General features: G+C 71.5%; 10 protein-coding genes. 5 read left to right on the forward strand and 5 right to left on the reverse strand.

Going from position 1 to position 20,060, the window contains the following annotated elements; genetic code table 11:
• Window positions 1-26: 26 nt before the first annotated feature.
• The 4 genes from MXD95_RS10025 to MXD95_RS10040 form a co-directional block, all read right to left on the reverse strand.
• The gene (locus MXD95_RS10025) at window positions 27-803 is read right to left on the reverse strand and encodes a hypothetical protein (RefSeq protein WP_250640287.1); all 777 of its coding nucleotides are present in this window, start codon (window positions 801-803) and stop codon (window positions 27-29) included.
• Between the two features lie 10 nt (window positions 804-813).
• Window positions 814-3,315, reverse strand: coding sequence for an nSTAND1 domain-containing NTPase (locus MXD95_RS10030; RefSeq protein ID WP_250640288.1), 2,502 nt, complete (start codon window positions 3,313-3,315; stop codon window positions 814-816).
• 219 nt (window positions 3,316-3,534) lie between these two features.
• Window positions 3,535-4,749 carry a hypothetical protein gene (locus tag MXD95_RS10035; RefSeq protein ID WP_250640289.1) on the reverse strand — a complete coding sequence of 405 codons (1,215 nt, stop codon included), beginning with the start codon at window positions 4,747-4,749 and terminating at the stop codon, window positions 3,535-3,537.
• 345 nt (window positions 4,750-5,094) lie between these two features.
• On the reverse strand, window positions 5,095-7,407 hold the full coding sequence (locus MXD95_RS10040; RefSeq protein ID WP_250640290.1) for an NAD(+) synthase: 2,313 nt from the start codon (window positions 7,405-7,407) through the stop codon (window positions 5,095-5,097).
• 396 nt (window positions 7,408-7,803) lie between these two features.
• Between MXD95_RS10040 and nifJ the strand changes: the two genes are divergently transcribed.
• From nifJ to MXD95_RS10060, 4 genes are all read left to right on the forward strand, one after another.
• The gene (gene nifJ, locus MXD95_RS10045) at window positions 7,804-11,346 is read left to right on the forward strand and encodes a pyruvate:ferredoxin (flavodoxin) oxidoreductase (RefSeq protein WP_251078105.1); all 3,543 of its coding nucleotides are present in this window, start codon (window positions 7,804-7,806) and stop codon (window positions 11,344-11,346) included.
• 346 nt (window positions 11,347-11,692) lie between these two features.
• Window positions 11,693-12,274: a heme-binding beta-barrel domain-containing protein gene (locus tag MXD95_RS10050; protein ID WP_250640292.1), complete on the forward strand. Its 582-nt coding sequence runs from the start codon at window positions 11,693-11,695 to the stop codon at window positions 12,272-12,274.
• Window positions 12,275-12,998: 724 nt separating this feature from the next.
• Window positions 12,999-14,945, forward strand: coding sequence for a helix-turn-helix domain-containing protein (locus MXD95_RS10055; protein WP_250640293.1), 1,947 nt, complete (start codon window positions 12,999-13,001; stop codon window positions 14,943-14,945).
• A gap of 70 nt (window positions 14,946-15,015) precedes the next feature.
• A complete protein-coding gene (locus tag MXD95_RS10060) occupies window positions 15,016-16,863 on the forward strand; it encodes a hypothetical protein (RefSeq protein ID WP_250640294.1) in 1,848 nt (615 codons plus the stop codon).
• 409 nt (window positions 16,864-17,272) lie between these two features.
• Here MXD95_RS10060 and MXD95_RS10065 read toward each other — a convergent pair whose 3' ends face one another.
• On the reverse strand, window positions 17,273-18,508 hold the full coding sequence (locus MXD95_RS10065) for a TAXI family TRAP transporter solute-binding subunit (protein WP_250640295.1): 1,236 nt from the start codon (window positions 18,506-18,508) through the stop codon (window positions 17,273-17,275).
• A gap of 505 nt (window positions 18,509-19,013) precedes the next feature.
• Here MXD95_RS10065 and MXD95_RS10070 point away from each other — a divergent pair.
• Window positions 19,014-20,060, forward strand: a 1,047-nt coding sequence (locus tag MXD95_RS10070) for a toll/interleukin-1 receptor domain-containing protein (protein WP_250640296.1), incomplete at its 3' end; no start/stop codon positions are given.

The following is a 20,060-nucleotide window of genomic DNA, read 5'->3' on the forward strand; positions in this document are numbered from 1 at the left end:
GTCGGCCGGGGTCGGAAAGTCCGCCACTACGCAGATCTCCAGGTGAGGCTGATCGTGTACCAGGACCCCGGCTCGATTCCCCACACTGTGGTCCGCGACGCGCTCGCCCACTGCTTGACGTCCCCGCGCTGCAGGCTGAACTTGGCTACAGACCTGCCGTTCGAGAAGGTGACTCCGATGATCATTTTGGGGCGGCCGGGGCCGGCCGTAGCCACAACGGTCACCGGGATGGGGCTGCCCGCCCCCGGCGCCGGCACCCAGTCCTTCGGCGGTCCCGCGTGAACCGGGCGGCTCTGGGCGACCGCGTGGACGACGGGCAGCGGCTGCGGTGCCCGGCCATCCAGGATCAGGAGGTATTCGGTCGCCGGTACGCGCCGATCCGGGTCGGTCGTCGGCGGCAGGATGTCCGGCCGGATGGGCCGGCCGGGCCGTTCGAGCTGCTCGGGCCGGATCGGCCGGTCGGGGTCGCGGTCAGGGCTGATCAGCTCGTAGAAGACCCGCGTCTCCACCAGGTCCTCGAGGATCTGGCGCAGGGTGAGCTCGGGGTTCGATGGATTCTTGACCCTGGCCTCGATGATCAGCGGCGGCCACTCGGGGGCTGCGACGTTGTGGTACCGGCGGCGCACGACGATGGTGCCGTCGCGGGAGATGACCTCCGGGTCCTCGGCCCGTACGTCGTCCCAGGGCGGGTCGCTCGCCGTACCGTCCGTCGGCCTGTCGTCCGTCGGTCTGGCGTCCGTCGGCCTGTCGCCGGTGGGCTCGCTGGCAGGCGGTTCGGCGCCGGTGGGGTCGGAGCTGGACATGGATGTCTCCTCATCCGTTGCGGGCGCACCGGAAGCCGAGGGCCTCCAGTGGCTGGTTGGCGTCGGTCTCGCTGATGAAGGTCGGGGCGGTCACGATGTCCTTGAACGACGAGCCGCGGAACTCGAGGCCCCCCACCCGGTCGCGGCCGTTCCACGGCCGGTTGCAGCTGTACGGCGTGGAATCGCAGGTCGAAGGGCTGCTCGTCCACTCCCAGACGTTGCCGATCAGGTCGGCGATCCCCTCGGGGGTCCAGCCGGCGGCGAAGCGGCGATCGGTCACGTCGGTGATGGCGGCGTCCGGGATGACGGTGTCGGGAGCGTCGCTTGCGACGTTGGCGTGGGGCGGTGTCGGCGCGGCCCGGCCCCAGGGCCACGGCCGTCCCTGCTGGCCGCGGGCGGCGCGCTCCCACTGCGCTCCGGTCGGGAGCGTCCGGCCCAGCCATTGGCAGAACTGCGCGGCCTGGTAGGCGGTGACATACACGACCGGCCGGTCGGGTCGAGTGTCGATGCCCTGGTATTCGGCCGGTTCCAGCGGGCGGGAGCAGACGCGGGCCTGGACGCACAGCCGGTACTGCCGGTTGCTGACCTCGTGCCGGTCGATGGCGAACGGGGCCAGCGCCCGGACCTGCTCGCCGCGGGCGCCGGTCTGGCCCAAGCCGCCCAGCACCGTCGGACCGCCGGCCAGGTGCACCATCGGCGAGGCGGCCACGGCCCGACGGTGCAGCTCCCACCGCCGGGCAACCGGGTCGAGCAGCCAGGCGACACCCGCCAGCGCCGCGGCGGCGGTGAGCGCGGCGATGGCCCGCAGGGCCAGGTCCAGGCGCCGCGAGGCGGCGAGAAAGCGCAGCACCGTCCGGCTCGGCTCGCCCGCGTACCGGGACCGCCACTCCCGGGCGTTGTGCAGCCGGCGGCCCCGGTAGAGCAGGGTGCGGTGGCGGCCGGCGCGCTGCCACTCGTGCGCGTCCCGTTCGATCCGTCGGCGCAGCAGTTCCGCCTCGCGTCCGTCGGTCACCCAGCGGCACAGCGCCGGCCAGGCGGTGATGACGGCCTCGTGGGCAAGATCGACGACGATGTCCTCACCCTCGGTGCCGCTGACCGTCACCAGGCGCCGTTCGACGAGGCGCCGCAGCACCTCGTCGAACGCGTCCGTCTGCTCGCCGGCGACCCGCAGCGCGTCCACTGACTGCCGCCGACGGGTGTCGTCCCGGCCGTCGCCGAGGTGAACCAGGCGTAGGAAGATCCGCCTGGCGACCGCCTGCTGGTCCGCGGACAGACCGGCGAGGCTCGCATCGGCCCAGGTCGCAAGCGCCGTGGCTACCGCGCTCAGACCGTCGCGGCCCGCGGCCTGGTAGTCATCCAGGGTGATGACCCGCTGCTGTCGGTCCTCCCACAGCCGCCGCAGCGTCTCCTGGAGCAGGGGCAGCGTGCCCGGCTCGGCCGCGACGTCCGCGACGAGCCGTTCCACCAGCGCCGGCTCGAGGTGCACGCCGCGGTGGCGGGCGGGCCGCTCGATGGCGGCCCGCAACGCCTGTCCGCGCGGAGGCACGATCTCCACCCGCTGGCCGGCCGGCACCGGCCACAGCTCGCATCCCATCAGGTCGGGGTAGAAGTCGGCTCGCAGCACACACAGAAATCCGCGGTCGGTCTCCCGCGCGACGAGCCGCAGGGCGCGCAGGAACTCCGCCCGGTCCGCCGCCGGGGCCTGGACGAACATCTCCTCCAGCTGGTCCACGACCAGCAGCAGGCGAGTGGCGTAATGCCGCTCTGTCAGGTCGGACATGGCGTCGGCCAGGCTGCGTGAACCTGGCCACTGGAGTGTTTCGCGCAGCACCGCCATCGGATCGGCGCCTGGCCGCATGGTCCGGGAAAGCCAGCCGTCGGGCTCCCGCCGCGCGAGGTCCGGCAGAACTCCTGCGCTCACCAGGGATGATTTACCGGAACCGGAGGGCCCGATGACGAATATCTCCGGCGCGCGGCGAACAAGCTGGACAATGCGGGCAATCTCGGCGTCGCGTCCAAAGAACAGTGCGGCGTCTGACTCGGCATAGGGAAGCAGCCCGGGGTACGGGCACGGAATGCCTGCCGCGGCAGGGGCTGTGCTGTGCAGGAGTGTCCGCAGACGAGCTGCGGCCGGCTCCCATCCGGCGGGTCGCGTGCAGTCGAGGCGCACCCGAGCGGCCAGGTCCAGGGGCAGTTCGCAGGGCCGGAGCAGGATCGGCACCAGCCGGTTGCGCTGCTCGTCCACGCTGAGATGCGCGGCCAGCCGCTGGCTCAGGTCGGCCCAGCCGTCGACCAGGAAGTCCGGAGTGAGGACGACGACGGTAAATCGGCTGCCAATGACCGCGGCCGCGAACTCTGCCAGCAGCACCGCCCCGGGCTGGAAATCACCCTCGGTGACGATGCGGCTTTCCGGAATGGCGAGTGCGGGCAACAGAAAGCCGTGCACCCACCATTCGTCCCGCGCTGCGTACACCACGAAGACGTCGAACCGGTATTCGGTTCGGCTGCCCATGAAAATCCCCCAGGGCTGGCGTTTCTGTCGGTCGACGGCGAAGGCGGCGCGGCAGCTCGGCTCGTCGCCGAAAAAATCCTCTCCCGAGGATCGCCGATGCGGTGGCCTGGCGCCAGGGGTTTTTCAGGCCGATTGGCTGTCTCCAAGCGGACACCTGGGGCGCGCGCATTCGGCCACCCATCGCACCTGCATATGGCAGGGACGCTGTCGGTGCGAAATTCAGCTGCCGGTGGGAGCCGCGCTGGTCGAGGGCGTTGACTCGTCGGTCGCAGCGGGGGTGGGCTGCGGCGTGGCGGCCGATGCGGCGCTGGCGTTGGTGGGCGGGGATGAGCCCGGCGTCGGGTCGGGCCGAGGAATCGGATCAGGCGCGTCCGGTGCCGTGGTGGGTTGCGGCGACGGGCTCGGCGGCTCCGGCGTCACGGGGGTCACCGGCGGGACGCTGGGGGCCGGCGTGTCGTCCGGCCGGGTGCCGGATGTCGGCTGCGCGGGCGTCGGGTGGGTAGATGTCGGCTGCGCGGACGCCGGTGAAGTAGACGTCGGTGGAGCGGACGCCGGTGGAGCGGACGCCGGTGAAGTGGACGTCGGGTGGGTGGGCGTCGGCGGGGTGGATGCCGCCGACGGCGGGGGTGCGGACGCAGGTCGGGAAGGGGGCGCACCCGGTGTCGGCGATCCGCTGCTGGGGAGGTCGGCGCTGGGAGTGTCGGACTGGTCGACGGACCGACCGGACGCCGATGCTGGGGTGGAGGCCGTCGGCGCCACCGGTGCCGGCTCGGCGTGGGCGGGCGCGTCCACGGGTGTGGATGTCGGTCCGTCTCCAGGCAGTGAGCTGGTGTCACCGGGAGTTCCGGCCAGGGTTGATGCCGCGGCTGGGGGCGGCTCGAGAATCGGTGCCGTGCCCTGTCGGGCAAGCATCACCGGCACGGTCCCACGCCGGTCCATGCGGTCGCGCCTCCACCGGTTGGCGGCACGCGAACCGGTGGAGGCGGAGGTGACCGGGCGAGCCGGGCCGGCACCTGCGGACGAGGATGCGGGCAGGACGATGACCTGACCGATCGGTCCGGGATCCGTCGTGGCGATCAGGCGTGGCAGGGCCTGGTCATCACCGGTGGTCGGCTGCGTGACCGGGCCCGTCGCGGAACCGACCGCACTGCCCGCCGACTGCGCTCCCGACCTCGTCTCCATCGCGGCGGCGGAGAGCTTGGGGCCGAGCCCGCTGGTGAGCAGGACGACGGTGGCAATCAGAGCGAGGATCGCACCGGTGGCAAGGGCGGCATCGCGGCGGGCCCGGCGCGCGGTGGACATCGATTGCCAGGCCGGGGCACGCAGCCGGGCATGCCGGCCGGGACGCCGCGCGGTCCGTCGAGCGGGAGCCGGGCGGTGCCGTCCGGCCACCGACCGATCAGCCCGGGACATCGGCTGGCGGTGCCTGCTCACGGCGTCTCCTCCCTTCTCGCCGAACTGCTCCTTCGCGCCGCATTGCCCCAGGCCGGTGGGGGCCCGTGCTTGCCGCCCATGCGGGCCCGTGCGGCGTGCGGTCGTCGTGGCCGGTGGTCGCATCCGGGGTCGTCGCGGGGCCGTGCGGATCACTGCGGCAGGACCGCGGGCGGGACAGCGGATGGGGGCGACGGTGCCCTCGGGGGTGGTTCGGAGTGTCAGTTGCCGGGCAGCTTCCGGGGGCACTCTGGCATGACAAAGGAGTGGCTGTCATCCCGTTCTGGCCGGAAAAGCCGGTGTCGCGGCCTCGGGGGTACCCGTAAGAGGGGCGGGAAGGACAAGCGGTCAGCGGGTGGGGCCGTTGCGATCGAGGTCGGCGAGCCAGGCGGCGGGGCTGGCGTCCGAGGGGGCGCGCCAGTCACCGCGGGGGGACAGCGCGCCACCGAAGGACACCTTCGGCCCGTCCGGCAGGGCGGAACGTTTGAACTGCGAGGTCTGAAAGAAACGTACGAGGAATTCCCGCAGCCAGCGTTCGATCGTCGGCAGATCATAGGAATGCCGCTCGGACACCGGGAAACCCGCCGGCCAGCCGGCGGCGCCCGCGTCCCGCCAGGCCTGCCAGGCCAGGAACAGCACCTTGGACGGGGCGAGGCCGAACCGCAGAATGTGGAACAGGAAGAAGTCGTGCAGCTCGTACGGGCCGATGCGGTCCTGGGTGCTCTGCATCGCGCCGGTCTCGGCATCGGCGGGGACGAGCTCGGGGGAGATCTCGGTGTCGAGGACCGCGGTCAGCAGCTTCCCCGTGGCCTCGTCGAACTGGCCGGACCCCACCGTCCAGCGGATCAGGTACTGGATGAGCGTCTTCGGCACGCCGGCGTTCACCGCGTAATGACTCATCTGGTCGCCGACGCCGTACGTGCACCAGCCGAGCGCCAGTTCGGAGAGATCCCCCGTCCCGATCACGAACCCGCCATGCCGGTTCGCCAGCCGGAACAGGTAGTCGGTGCGCAACCCGGCCTGGACGTTCTCGTAGGTGACGTCGTACTGCGCCGCCCCCTCGGCCGCCGGATGGCCGATGTCGTCGAGCAGTTGGCGGGCCGCCGGACGGATGTCGATCTCCGCGGCCTCGACGCCGAGCGCCCGCATCAGCGCCCAGGCGTTCGCCTTCGTCCCCTCGCCGGTGGCGAACCCCGGCATCGTGTAGGCCAGGATCGTCGTGCGCGGGATCCCGAGCAGGTCACAGGCCTTCGCCGCCACGATCAGCGCGTGCGTCGAGTCCAACCCGCCCGACACTCCGATCACCATGCGTCCCCGTGGCCGGACGGCCCCCTCAGAAGCGTCCTCCGTGACGGTTCCGGTCGACGTGATGGTTCCGGCCGCCAGGGTGCTGGCGGCCGGCGAGGTGGTGGCGGCCGGCAAGGTGGTGGCGGTTGACGGGGTGGCGGCCGTCCGTCCGGGCAGGGCGCCGCGTCCGCCGTTGACGGCGCGGAACCGTTGCGCGAGCCCATGGACCTGGATGGAGAAGGCCTCGTAGCAGTCGAGGTCGAGGCGCTCGGGGGTGTCGGGGACGAACGGGAACCGGCGCTGCGGGCGGCGCAGCCCGACGTCCCGGCCGTGCGGGCGGTGCTCGAAACGGATGGTGCGGAAGCGGCGTTCGGGCTCCCCGGCGTACCGGGCGGCGTCGGCGAACGTCGGGGTGCGCATGCGTTCCAGACGCACCCGGGCGAGATCCACGTCGGCGACGACGAGCTGCGGGCCGTCGGCGAACCGCTCCGACGCGGCGAGCAGATCCCCGAGCTCGTGGATGGTGCCCTGCCCGTCCCAGGACAGATCGGTGGTGCTCTCGCCCGTCCCCGCCGCCGAGTAGACGTACGCCGCCATCGCCCGGACCGACTGCGCCGCCGAGAGCTGCGACCGCACCGCCGCCTTCCCGACCACGATGTTCGACGCCGACAGGTTCGCCAGCAGGGTCGCCCCCGCCAGCGCCGCGTACGACGACGGCGGCACCGGCGCCCAGTAGTCCTCGCAGATCTCCACCCCGACCACCAGATCCGCGAGGTCCGTCGCCGCGAACACGAGATCCGTCCCGAACGGCACGGTCCGCCCCGCGACAGTGATCACCGGCCCGCCGCCGATGCCGCCGTCCGTGCCGCCGCCGTCATTGCCGGTGCGCTCCTGCCCGGCGCCGGAGGCGAACCAGCGCTTCTCGTAGTACTCCCGTGAGTTCGGCAGGTAGATCTTCGGCACCACGCCGAGGACCCGCCCACGGGAGATCATCAGCGCCGTGTTGTACAGCCGGCCGCCGCGGCGCAGCGGCGCACCCACCAGCAGCAGCGGCCCGAGCTCGGCACTGGCCTCGCACACGGCGCCGACGGCATGCTCCACCGCGTCGAGCAGCGCGTCCTGCAGATGCAGATCCCCGATGGCATACGACGAAAGCCCGAGCTCCGGGTAGACGACGACGTCAACACCGTCCGCATCCGCCGCGCGCGCCAGCGCCACCGTCGCCTCGGCGTTGCGCGCCGGATCCGCGACCGAGACCACCGGCGTCGCCGCCGCCACCCGCACCAGCCCGTGCCGATGGATCGCCCCGAACTCCCGCTGCCGCCGCCCCAGTTCCTGCCGCCCCAGTTCCTGCCGCCCCGGTTCCTGCCGCACATCGCCTCGCATTGCTCGAGCCGCACACCGACCACGCAGGCCGTGACGCCACCATCCCACCCCACGCCCCCCGCGCGCCCCTCGCGCCCCCGCCGTCCAGAAACGCGCTCCGAATGCGGCGTCGCCGCGTCCCGGAGGGTGCGCGGGCTTCGGTGTTCCTTCTACCGGGTTACGAAGCCTTTTTTTCCTGGTTTGTTCCAGCAGAAGCGACACGGAGGGCCCCGGGCCGGCTGGCGGCGGTTTCCCGGCCGCGCGATCCGTCACCGACGGTGCGTGTCAGGGGCCGCGTGTGGAAGTGGTGGCGGCTAAGGGCGCGACATACCGGGACATTCTGGCCGGCTCGACGGGACGGAAGTCCCGGACTGATCGCGGTATCGGCGGCCGACTCTGGAGTGCATGGGTCAGAAGACGATCGATGGGAACGAGGCCGCCACCTTGGTGGCCTATCGGGCTAGCGAGGTGATCGCCATCTACCCGATCACCCCGGCGTCGGGGATGGGAGAGATGGCCGACGCGTGGGCGGCGAAGGGGAAGGCGAACCTCTGGGGAGCGGTGCCGGAGGTGGTGCAGCTGCAGAGCGAGGGCGGCGCCGCCGGGGCCGTGCACGGGGCGTTGCAGGCCGGGGCACTGTCGACGACCTTCACTGCCTCCCAGGGTCTGCTGCTGATGCTGCCGAACATGTTCAAGATCGCCGGCGAGCTCACGCCGATGGTCCTGCATGTCGCCGCCCGCACCATCGCCACGCACGCGTTGTCCATCTTCGGGGACCACAGTGACGTGATGGCCGCCCGAACGACCGGCTTCGCCATGCTGTCCTCTGCCTCCCCGCAGGAGGCCCACGACCTCGCCGCCGTGTCCCACGCGGCGACCCTGGAGTCGCGCATCCCGTTCCTGCACTTCTTCGACGGCTTCCGCACCTCCCACGAGCTCAACGAGGTCCACGAGATCGACGACGCGACGCTGCGCGGGCTGCTGAGCGCCGAGCACGTCGAGGCGCACCGCACCCGGGCGCTGTCCCCGGACCACCCGGTCATCCGTGGCACCACCCAGGACCCGGACACGTTCTTCCAGGCCCGCGAGGCCGCGAACGCCTACTACAGCGCCGTGCCCGGCATCGTGCAGCGGGCGATGGACGCCCTCGCCGAGAAGACCGGACGACGCTACCGGATCTTCGAGTACCACGGCCATCCCGAGGCTGAGCGGGTCGTCGTCATCATGGGCTCGGGCCGTTCCGCCGTGCGCGACGCCGTGGTTCGTCTCGTGGCGCGCGGGGAGAAGGTCGGGTTCGTGCAGGTCCGGCTGTACCGGCCGTTCGACACCGCCGCCTTCCTCGCCTGCCTGCCGGCCACCGTGACGTCGCTTGCGGTTCTGGACCGGACGAAGGAGCCCGGCGCCGCCGGCGAGCCGCTGCGCCTGGACGTGATCGCGGCGCTCGCCGAGCGCCCGGCGAGCATGCCGCGGGTGATCGGCGGCCGTTACGGTCTCGCGTCCAAGGAGTTCACCCCGGCGATGGCCGCGGCCATCTTCGCCGAGCTCGCCAGCCCCGCTCCCCGCCGTGAGGTCACCGTCGGCATCACCGACGACCTGACCGGCCTGTCGGTGGACGTGGCCGGCTCCGGCGTGAACGAGGCCGAGTTCGCCGAGGCGGGTGACGTCCGCCGGGCGGTGTTCTACGGCCTGGGCAGCGACGGCACGGTCGGCGCGACCCGGGCCAGCGCCGGCATCGTCGCGCGGCACACCGACCTGCACAGCCAGGCCTACTTCGTGTTCGACTCGAAGAAGTCCGGCTCGATGACGGTCTCGCACCTGCGTCTGTCGCCCCGCCCGGTCGACGCGCCCTGGCTGATCCGCGACGCCGAGTACGTGGGCTGCCACCAGTTCTCCCTGCTCGAGCGGGTGGACGTCCTCGCGGTCGCCGCTCCCGGCGCCACGGTGCTGATCAACAGCCCGTTCGGGCCGGACGAGGTCTGGGAACACCTGCCGACCAACGCGCAGCGTCACCTGCTCGAAAGCAACGCACGGTTGTTCGTCGTCGACGCCGACCGGGTCGCCCGCGACGCGGGCCTGCCCGGCATCGTCAGTCCTGTCCTGCAGACCTGCTACCTGAGCCTTTCCGGGCTCCTGCCGGGAGAGCGGGCCGTCACCGCGGTCAAGGACGCGGTCCGGGTCGCCCAGAGCAAGCGCGGCGAGAAGGTGATCGCCCGCAACAACGCCGCGGTCGACGCCTCGCTCGGCGCGCTCGCCGAGGTGACACTCGCCGGGCGCAGCGTGGGCAGCCTCGCTGCCGTGCGCGTGCTCGCGGCGGACGCGCCGGTGTTCGTCAAGGAGGTCACCGCGCGGATCATGGCGGGGGAGGGGGACCTGCTGCCGGTCAGCGCCCTGCCCGTCGACGGCACGTTCCCCGTCGGCACCGCCCGCTACGAGAAGCGCGGCATCGCCCACGAGCTGCCGATCTGGGACGCGGACCTGTGCATCAACTGCGGCAAGTGCGCGCTGGTCTGCCCGCATTCCGCGATCCGGATGACCGCCTACGACCCGAAGCTGCTCGACGGCGCCCCGGACACCTTCAAGTCCCGCGAGCCCCGGGAGTCCGACCTCGCCGGAATGCGGGTCACGGTGCAGGTCGCCCCGGACGACTGCACCGGCTGCACCCTGTGCGCCAAGGTCTGCCCGGCCACCGACAAGGCCAACAAGGAGCACAAGGCCCTCGACATGGTCGACGCGGCGCCCCGGCTCGCCGAGGAGCGTGCCGGCTGGGCGTTCCTGGAGACCCTGCCCGCCTTCGACCCGACGATCGTGCCCGGCGACGACGTGCGCGGCTCGCAGCTGCGCCAGCCGCTGTTCGAGTTCTCCGGCGCCTGCTCGGGCTGCGGCGAGTCGCCGTACCTCAAGCTCATGAGCCAGCTGTTCGGCGACCGGATCCTGGTCGCCAACGCCACCGGCTGCTCGTCCATCTTCGGTGGGAACCTGCCGACCACACCGTGGACGGCGGACGCGGCCGGGCGCGGCCCCGCCTGGGCGAACTCGCTGTTCGAGGACAACGCCGAGTTCGGCCTCGGCCTGCGCCTGGCCCTGGACGCCCGGGCGCGGGAGGCCCGCCGGCTGCTGCGGGCGGCCGCGCCGTATGTCGGCGACAGCCTCGTCGACGAGCTGCTCGCCGCGGACCAGCGCAGCGACCTCGGCATCGCCGCCCAGCGCGCCCGGGTCGTCGAGCTGCGCCAGCGCCTGGCCGCCCACCCCGAGCATGACCGCCGACTCGACCCGCTCGTCGACGACCTCGTCGAGAAGGCCGTGTGGATCGTCGGCGGCGACGGCTGGGCCTACGACATCGGCTTCGGCGGCCTCGACCATGTGCTCGCCTCCGGGCGCAACATCAACGTGCTGGTGCTCGACACCGAGGTGTACTCGAACACCGGCGGCCAGGCATCCAAGGCGACACCACGCGGCGCGGTCGCGAAGTTCGCCGGCGGCGGCAAGCGGACCCGCAAGAAGGACCTCGGCCTGCTCGCCGCCGCCTACGGTGACGTGTATGTCGCCCAGGTGGCGCTCGGCTCCAACGACAAGCACACGGTGCGAGCCTTCAACGAGGCCGCGAGCTACGACGGGCCGTCGCTGATCGTCGCCTACTCGCACTGCATCGCCCATGGCATCGACATGACCGACGGCCTGTCCCATCAGAAGGCCGCGGTGAAGTCCGGTTACTGGCCGCTGTACCGGGTCGACCCGCGCAAGGACAAGCCGTTCAAGCTCGACTCGCGCAAGCCCTCGATGGACTTCGCCGAGTTCGCCGCCACCGAGTCCCGCTTCACCCGGCTCACCTCGGTGGCCCCCGAGGCGGCAGCCCAGCTCGAGGAACAGGCCCAGCGCGACATCAACGAGCGCTGGTCCACCTACGAGCACGAGGCCGCCGCTCCCCGCACGCCCGCCACGCCGGCCTGACCCATCCGCCGTGGCTGGGCCGCACCGGTGCCGGCGGAAGGGAGTGCCGCCGCCGGCACCGGTGCGAGGTTGACCGAGGACATCGGCCCGGACGGGCCCCGACTGCCCCGGGCGGCCCGGACGGCCCGGACCGCCCGGACCGCCGGACCGCCGGACGGTCCGCCGGGTCGGGTGTGATGGGCGCTACGCCATGGGCGGCCGGCCCGGGTCGGGCACTAGGCTCGCCAGCGGAACCCGGAGCGCCTCACAATGCCTGCGCGCCAGCAGATTTCCAGAACGTTTCACGCAGTTCCCGCGATCGCGGTTCTCGCGGTCGCGTCAACCCTGTGACGAGGAGGATCCGGAGTTGACCAACGTGGTTGGTTCCGAGTGGGGGCCGCTTGCGGCCCTGGCCGGTGAGTGGGAAGGCGACCAGGGCATCGACATCGCCTTCGGCAATGTCGAAGGCTCGATGATCACCACCCCGTACCGGGAGAAGATCACGCTCAAGCCGTTCGGTCCCGTCGACAACGGCAGCCAGCACCTCTACGGCCTCGACTACCGGATGGCCGCCTGGCGCACCGCCGTGGTGGAGGAGAACCCCTTCCACACCGAGGTCGGCTACTGGCTCTGGGACGCCGAGCTCGGCCAGGTGATGCGCTCGTTCATGGTCCCCCGCGGCCAGACGCTCATCGCCGGCGGCGAGACCACCGCCGATGCCACCAGCTACACCATGCGCGCCGAGCAGGGCTCGACCAGCTACGGCATCCTGTCCAACCCCTACCTGATCAAGGCGGCGAACACCACCCTGTACGAGGTGGCGATCACCCTCTACCCGGACGGCGGCTGGGGCTACGACGAGAAGACCGTCATCACCCACGGCCGCGTCCCCGCCGAGCCGGTCATCCACACCGACCGCAACGTCCTGCGCCGCGCCGCCGAGGCTTAGGCCGCTACTCGTAGATCTCCGGCCCGCGCCCGGGTCGGGCTGGCGAGCATCACCGTCCGTGGTGGTCTGCGGGGGTGGTGAGTCATGATGTCGCTTCTACAGGGAATGCGCGTGACTTTGCCCCTGTAGAAGCGACCGAAAGGATCTCGGCGGCCGACCAGATGGGCGCGGCTCGCCCGCGTCCCGGTCGCCCCCCGAAGCGACCGGGACGCGGGCCCGGCGGATCACAGCGCGAAGTGCTCGTGCTCGACCGCCCCGTCGGGCACGGACCCGAGGTGGCCGAGCACCTCGGCCAGACCCGGCGCACCTGGGGCGAAGCTGGCGATGTCCAGGTAGACGCACAACAGTGCGTGGAGACGTGCAGGACGAACTCGATCGGGACCTCCGCGAACATCGCGCCCAGTCCCTCGGTCAGCTTCACCAGGGGCTCGATGAGATTTCTTTGCTGCGCTTGCAGGCCACCGATGCCCGTCAACTCCGCCTGGTATCGCTCTTTCACTCGCCGCACCAGCTCATAGGTGTGTTCTGATTCTTCGACCTGGTGATAGTTGGCCTCCGCCAGATAGACGAGATCGACTGCGGCGCGGACATTCGGTTCTTCGATCAGCCTCCGGCACGCGCGCCGTAGGAGCTCCGAATCCAGCTCGACGTGTTTGTTGTCGCGTAGCCGCACGGGGTAGATGCCCAGGCGGGCCGGTGGGTCACCCCGCAGGGGGTGGCCATGATGGCTTCGACTCGTCCGGTCGGGCCCTGGGAACGGCGGCTCCGTGCGGCCCGGCTCGACGCGGGTGCTGTGCACCGCCGGGTCGCCCTCGAGCTCGAGACCCGCGCCAGCGTCCGGGCGGCCGAGGACACGGGCGCGGGCGAGTGGACGAACCAGCCGGCGGTGGGGCTCGCGGCGGACATCGCCGCGCACTGGAACCGGGTCGGACGGCACGACCGGGCCGCGCAGGCGGCGGCGGCCCGGTGGGCGCGGATCGCCGCCGCCGAGGCACGTCGGATGCTCGCCTTCGACGACGCGGTGGCCCACCTGAGAACCGCGACGGCCGCGTCGCGCCTGGCCGGTGCCGGACCCGGCGAGCTGGCTTCCTCGCTGATCGAGCTGGGCCGGGCGCACTACCTGGCGGGCAACCTGGTCGAGGCGCTGCGCCACTGCGAGCAGGCGGCGGCAGTCGCTGATGACCCCAGGCTGGTGGCAGCGGCGGCGCTTGTGGTCCGCTGGGTCACGTTCCCCGAGGCCGCGCGGGTCGTGGGCGGCCTGTGCGAGCGGGCACTCGCGCTGGACCAGGCGCCGTCCATCCGTGCGCGGCTGTTGTCCCAGCTCGCGACGATCGTGGCCGAGTCCGGCCGGCCCGAGCGGGCCCGACCACTGGCCCAGGAAGCGTTGGCGCTGGCCCGTGCTGGCGACGACTCGGGTGCCGACGCCGACGGGCAGGCCCTGCTGGATGCCGTCCGGGCCAGCGAGATGCTGCTCACCGAGGCGGACGACGTGCACGAACGGTTGCGCCTCGCCGAGATCGCGGCGCGCCAGGCCGAGGCCTTGGGGCAGACGCTGTCCGGGGTACTGGCCGAGCAGTGGCGCCTGCGGGCCAGTTACCAGCTGGGGCGGATCGAGGAGGTGGACGCCTCGATGGCGGCGATCGCCCGGATGGCCGAACGTGGCGGGCTGCCGCTGGCCCGCTGGCATCTGCTGCGCGGCCAGGCCGCCCGGGCGGCCCTGCAGGGACGGTTCGACGCCGGCCGCGACGCCGACCAGGCCGCGAACGCGCTGGCCCGCGCCTTCGGTGACCCGCTGTCAGTGGGTCTCGGGTACGCGTGGGCGCAGCATCTCGCGGCGTTGCGCGGCGACCCCGCCGACCTGCCGGACGACCTGTGGGCGTCGCTGGCGGCCGCGCCGCCGAACCCGCTGATGACCGCGTTTCGGGCTAACGCGCTGCTGCTCGTGGGACGGCGGGACGAGGCCAGGGACTGTTACGAACAGCTGCGGCCACTGCTCGACGACCCGCCGGTGGACGTGCGCTGGGAGGGGGTGCTGGTCCAGTGCGTCGATCTCGTCGAGGCGTTCGGGGACGCGGCGGCCGGTCGGCGGCTCGCCGCGCTGCTCGCGCCGGCGGCGGCGTATCCCGGCGCCTACGGGATCCCGACGGTGCTGTTCGTCGGGGCGATGGCCGGTCCGTACGGCCGGGCCCTCGCCCACGGCGGTGCGCTGGAGCAGGCGGAGGTGGCGCTGCGCCGCGCGATCGACGCGGACCTGGCGCTCGGTGCCCGGCCGTATGTCGTGCTGGGCCGGCTGGCGCTGGCCGAGGTGCTGCGCCGACGCGGGAACAGCGGGGCGCTCGAGGCCGCCGTGCGGGTCGCGGGGGCCGCGGCGGCCGAGGCCCGGCACCTGGACCTGCCCGGCCCGCTGGCCCGCGCCGACCGTCTGCTCGCCGAGCTCGCCACCGCCCGCCGCCGCGCCGGCGAGCAGGAGCGCGCCGCGCTCACCTCGCGGGAGCGGGAGGTGGCGGCCCTGGTCCGCCAAGCCCGGTCGAACCGCCAGATCGCCGAGGCAATGGTGCTGAGTGAACGCACCGTGGAAAGCCATGTGCGCAACATCCTGGCCAAACTCGGCTGCGCCAACTGCACCGAACTCGTCACCCGATGGCGGGAGCCGCCCACCACCGGCGGGTGAGTGCTCGCCGCCGAGGCCGGCGCGGAAGGATCGCCGCCCGAGTGGGATGGCGCGGATGGAAGAATGCGCCGTGGCCCCAGACTCGCGGCTGACCGCCGGGCGCCAGCTTTGGCTGCGGATGCGCCAGGAGGCGGATCCACGCCGGCCTCCGTGGGCGCACCCGGTGCCGGACGCCGGACTGCTGTCCTGGCTGCGCCGGCTGCTCGACGACCAGCGCCTGCACGTTCCCGAGGCCGAACGGCGGGCCGCCGGCTGGCTCGGCGTCGACCTGTTCGGGCTGAATCGCCTTCCTCCGGCCCCGGATTTCCTCGCCGGGGTCGACGTCGCACGGATGCCGGCCGCGCAGGTCGCGCCGTTGCTGCGCCGGCTCAGTCTCACCCGGCCCGCGCCGAGCGCGGACGAGCTGTCCCCGCGGGCGCTCGGCGCCGCGCCCGGCCGGGTCTTCCGGGCCCACAGAGCACCCGAGCTCGTGCGGTGGGGCAGGTCTGACGCCGACACGCCGGTGCTGGCGGAAACGGTCGAGATCCCCTTCGTCGCGCACGGCATCTGGGTGGGCCAGCCGATGCCGACCACCACCGCCTTCCGTGACCATTACGCCGAGGCCGTCCGCCGGCATCCGGATCTCACCGCCGTGCTGTGGACCGACATCCCGCGCCGTCGTGCCGCCGCCGTGCTCGCCGAGCTCGCGGCCGAGCTCCCGGCCGAACAGCCCGACGCCCTGTTGCCTGCCGCGCGAGAGCCCGGGAGCCAGGCGGCCAGGGGCGACGCGCCCGACCCGCGCGCGCTCGATCCGCTGACGGACGTCCGACCGCTGGTGCGCTGGGCGCTGGACAACGACATCGCGCTGGTCAACGTGCATGAGGTGTTCCACGCCGGGGCGCCGTTGTACCTGCATCCGCAGTACGTCCTGGAGATGGCCAAGCAGCGTCCGCGCGGCTACACCAGCGCCACCGACCACCTGCGCGTGGAACTCGTGCACACCTTCGGCGGCCTGTACATCGACGGCGACATCCGCTTCGGCGCCGGCCCGGCGTCCACCGCTCCCGGCGAAGCGGCTGACCCCGGCGGTCCTGGCGGTCCTGGGACACTGCCGGACCTGTTCGGGGCGACCGCCGCCTCGGCCGTGGCGTTCACCCTGAATATCCTTCCGTTCGGCATCAGCAACGACCTGATCCTCGGCCCCGCCCGGCATCCGGCGCTGCGCCTGTGGATGGAATGCGCCCGGCTGAACTACCTGCGCGCGCAGCGCGACGTCGCCGGCGGCCTCGACACGATGGGCCTGCCCTACGTCGGCCAGTCCCGCCAGGGCCTGCGGCACCTGGCCCCGCACCGCACCGGCCGGGTGCACCACCTGGCCCTGGGACTGCTCGGTCTCACCCGCGACGACTTCGTCCCCACCGCGGGCGCCGTGACCAGCGCCAACGAGACGACCTGGGTCCCGCGTGGCAAGGAGTACGCCGACATCCGTCGCACCGGCGACTCCTTCCTTCCGGCGATGCCGACCGGCGGCGCCGGCGCGCCCGCCGGGCGGGACGATGTGCTGGAGCGGACCATGGGCCTGGCCACGTTCCTCATCTGGCAGCTGGTCACCCGCGAGGGCAACCTCTATCTGAGCGCGGTCGAACCGGTCGTCGCCGCGCTGCCGGACCCGGACGCCGTCTGGATCGCCCTGCTGCACCTGCTGGCCAGCATCGAACCGGTCCGGGTGGCGGTCACCTCGCTGACCGCCGAGCGCATCGGCGAGAGCGGCGCCGCCGAGCACGTCTGGCTGCCGCCCGAGGCGGACGCCCTGCTGGACCGCGCGGCCACCCCGCCGGCCTGGTTCGGCCGTGATCCCACGGAGCCCGACCGTCCGGTCTGGCTGCTCGACGAGGTCGTCGCCCCCGTCGCGCTGCGCCGACCGCCTCCCGCGTCCTGACGTCCGGCACCGGACGGGGCGTCAGGCGTCGCGGGGTCGGGGCAGCACTGCCGGCGATACTGGCGAGGCCCGGGATGAGGACGTTCAGACCGAAACCGAGCCGGTCCGCGCGGGTACCGGAGGTCATGTCGCCGGCGACGGCTCGCAGCTGCGGGAAGCGTGCGGGCGGGAGGTCGCCGAGGCCCCGCATGAGGTAGTCCTGCGCGGTGGTGAGCCCGTTCTGGTCGCCGGTGGCCCGTGTCCCGTGGAGCGCGGACTCGTGGACATTGGCGGCGAATACTTTAAGGATTTTCGCGGGGACGATTGGACGAAAACCACAGGCGAAATCTTCGAGGCTCCTGCGGTTACTGCCAACGGACTCGCGGCCCAGGGTGGCCTGAACGGTGGAGACGGGCCTGGCGTGCCGGGACTACTGCGATGAAGCGGATGGCGAGGGTGTGGACGGACATGAGGGCACCTTGAATTGGCCGTCTTTCCTGAACTCCTTACTTGCATCGTCATCTAATGGCACAAGGCAGTAGACGTCTTTTTTGAGCGTTGGCAGGAGTCCTTGATCCAGACCATCGACCTTGCCCTGAAGTTTCGGAATCATGCCCATCTGGTTCTGGTTGGTGATGAGCCAATTCGCAAGAAACGATACGAGTGCTGAGTCCGTATTCTTGTTGGAGACGATCAAGGCGGGGGTTCCGAAGGTACGGGTGGCCCCTGTGCCGACTTTGTTGGTGGCACTGATCGTGAGTGTTGGATAAACATCCGCGCTGATGTCCTGCAGGGCTTTCTCGGAGAAACCCGTGGGGTACCTCGACGTGTTCAGCGCCCAGAAGCCCTGCACGGTCCATGGGTCCGTGCCCGGTTCCACGACCGGCGCGTCCAAGGCGACCAGGCGAAGCCCGCCGAGCCGCGTGGCCGCCTGCTTGTGGATCTCCCGAGTCGACGGGGCCCCAATCCAAAAGACGGGCTTGTCCGCAACATCGAGTGATTTCAGAGCGTTAAGCGGGTTCGTGGGATCAGCGCCGGGCTGGAGGGTGCACGTCGCATCGGGTTGCCGTCCGTCGGTGGTCAACGTGGCCTGGTGCTGGATGGAGTGCGCGACGACCTGCCACAGTGGCCACTCCCCGGACGTTGTCACGCCGGCCGCGACCGGCGTGCTACCGCACAGCTGCGCGGCGGTCGTAATCCTGGATTCGCCGCTCACCAGAAGCTGCGCAACGTTCATGAAGACCGGACCGACTACCTGCAGAGCCTCCCCATTGGCCCGTGCGCACTCATGGGGCTGCGGAGTCTGGGGCTGCGGAGTCTGGGGCTGCGGAGTCGTGCAGTCGAACGGACCGATGCCGTATCTAGCGCTGACGGTCTCGTCCAGTTGCGCGAGCGCGACCGTGCACTTTGATGAAGTATTGCTGATATCCCGAAGGCTCCCCACGCTGCCATCCGACGGCTTTGGGGTCGTCGCCGTTCCGCCATAGGCTCTATGGATCTTCGATGTCATGTCCTGGGCGGCGAGGCTGAAGGGAGTCTGCGGGTCCGCGCCCCCCAGCACGGATACCGTCGAGCACCCGCCCAGCATCGCAGCCGTGGACGAGTGGTGCCGCTGCGGCAGGTGCCCGGTCGACACCAGAGCGACGAAGGTAATGATGACCGCCATCACCGCGCTGAGTGAAACCAGGAACCCAGGTGACTGCCAGCGGGGCGTCGGCAGTGGTGGCGATTCCGGTGGCGGCGGCGGGGTGCGTGGAGTCTCCCCCATCGGGCTTCTCACACCATCCACGATGTGCCTACAAGCAACGGCTCCAACGTCCGGCCCCCGATCCGTCACTGTGCGAGGCCCCAGGTGTGCGTGCGCCATCACCGGGCAGGGCGACGCAGTTATCAGCGGCGAGCTGACTGGCCGAGGAATCAGTATGCCACAGAATGTGACGACTGAACGGTGGCCGGGGCGGCAAGATCTGCTCCTCCCGTCGGCGTAGGCGAGAGACCTGCGGATTCCCGCAGGAAAAGACGGCCGAGACCTGGCGTCGCCTCGCCGCGAGCCGAGATACCGCGCAGGCCAGGCCGCGCCCTCCGGGCTCGGCGTCGCTGTCCGCCAGGGCCGGGCACCCCCGAAGCCAGGCGCGATGCGCTACGTCCACGCGTGGTGGGAGACTCGTCGTGTGATCGATGGGGGCGACGCTGGCGTCGGGGCAGGCACATCCGAGGGCTGGCACTTCTTCATCTCCTACACCAACGAAGACAAGGCGTGGGCCGTATGGATCGCCTGGCAGTTGGAAGAGGCCGGCTATCGCGTCCTGATCCAGGCGTGGGACTTTGTAGCTGGAAACAACTTGCATATCCGGATGGCCGAAGGCATGCAGCACGCCGAACGCACCATCGCGGTACTGTCCAAGCACTACCTGGACTCCATCTACGGCCAAACCGAGTGGAAGGCCGCCCACGGCAGAGATCCTCTCGGCTTCCAGCGCCAGCTGATTCCCATTCGGGTCGAAGACTGCCGCCGGCCCGGATCCTTCGCGCCCATCATCTCCATCGACCTGTTCGACCTGGAGCAAGATCAAGCCCAAGCGCACCTTCTATCCCACGTCCGCAGCGCACGCATCGGCCGCGCCAAACCATCCACCGCGCCCGCGTTCCCCGTGAAACGGGTCCAGCCAACCAGCGAGCCGACCTTCCCCGCCGAGCAGCTCGGTCCCGCAGCGCCGCATGCGGGACCGAACGAGCCACGAACCCCCGAAAAAACGTACGCCGAGCGGCTTCCTTCCCTCGGCCGCGACAATCCCGACGGTCCCAGCGACCTGCACCACCTCGCCTACAGTCTGAAGGAGAAGGGCGACTTTCAGGCGGCCCGTCCACTGTTCGAGGAGACTCTCGAACGCCGCCGCCGGACTCTTGGCCCGGACCACCCCGACACCCTCCACACCGCCCACGAACTCGGCGTCGCCCTAGAGGAACTGGGTGACCCTCAAGCGGCTCGGTCGCTGTTGGAGGAGACGCTGGAGCGCCGCCGTGGGACTCTCGGTCCGGAGGATCCCGAGACTCTCCGGACCGCCCACGAACTTGCCGACGCTCTCGCCTGGCTTGGCGATCACCAAGCGGCCCGGCCGTTGTTGGAGGAGACGCTGGAGTGCCGCCGTGGGACTCTCGGTCCGGAGGATCCCGAGACTCTCCGGACCGCCCACGAACTTGCCGACGCTCTCGCCTGG

This window comes from Frankia sp. AiPa1, from assembly GCF_023243075.1.
In the GTDB taxonomy this organism is placed as follows: Bacteria; Actinomycetota; Actinomycetes; order Frankiales; family Frankiaceae; genus Frankia.

Bases quoted from the DNA above. Each gene is read 5' to 3' on its own strand.
- MXD95_RS10025 (WP_250640287.1), bottom strand. From the start codon at position 803: ATGTCCAGCTCCGACCCCACCGGCGCCGAACCGCCTGCCAGCGAGCCC.
- MXD95_RS10030 (WP_250640288.1), bottom strand. From the start codon at position 3,315: ATGGGCAGCCGAACCGAATACCGGTTCGACGTCTTCGTGGTGTACGCA.
- nifJ (WP_251078105.1), top strand. From the start codon at position 7,804: ATGGGTCAGAAGACGATCGATGGGAACGAGGCCGCCACCTTGGTGGCC.
- MXD95_RS10055 (WP_250640293.1), top strand. From the start codon at position 12,999: ATGGCTTCGACTCGTCCGGTCGGGCCCTGGGAACGGCGGCTCCGTGCG.
- MXD95_RS10065 (WP_250640295.1), bottom strand. From the start codon at position 18,508: ATGGCGGTCATCATTACCTTCGTCGCTCTGGTGTCGACCGGGCACCTG.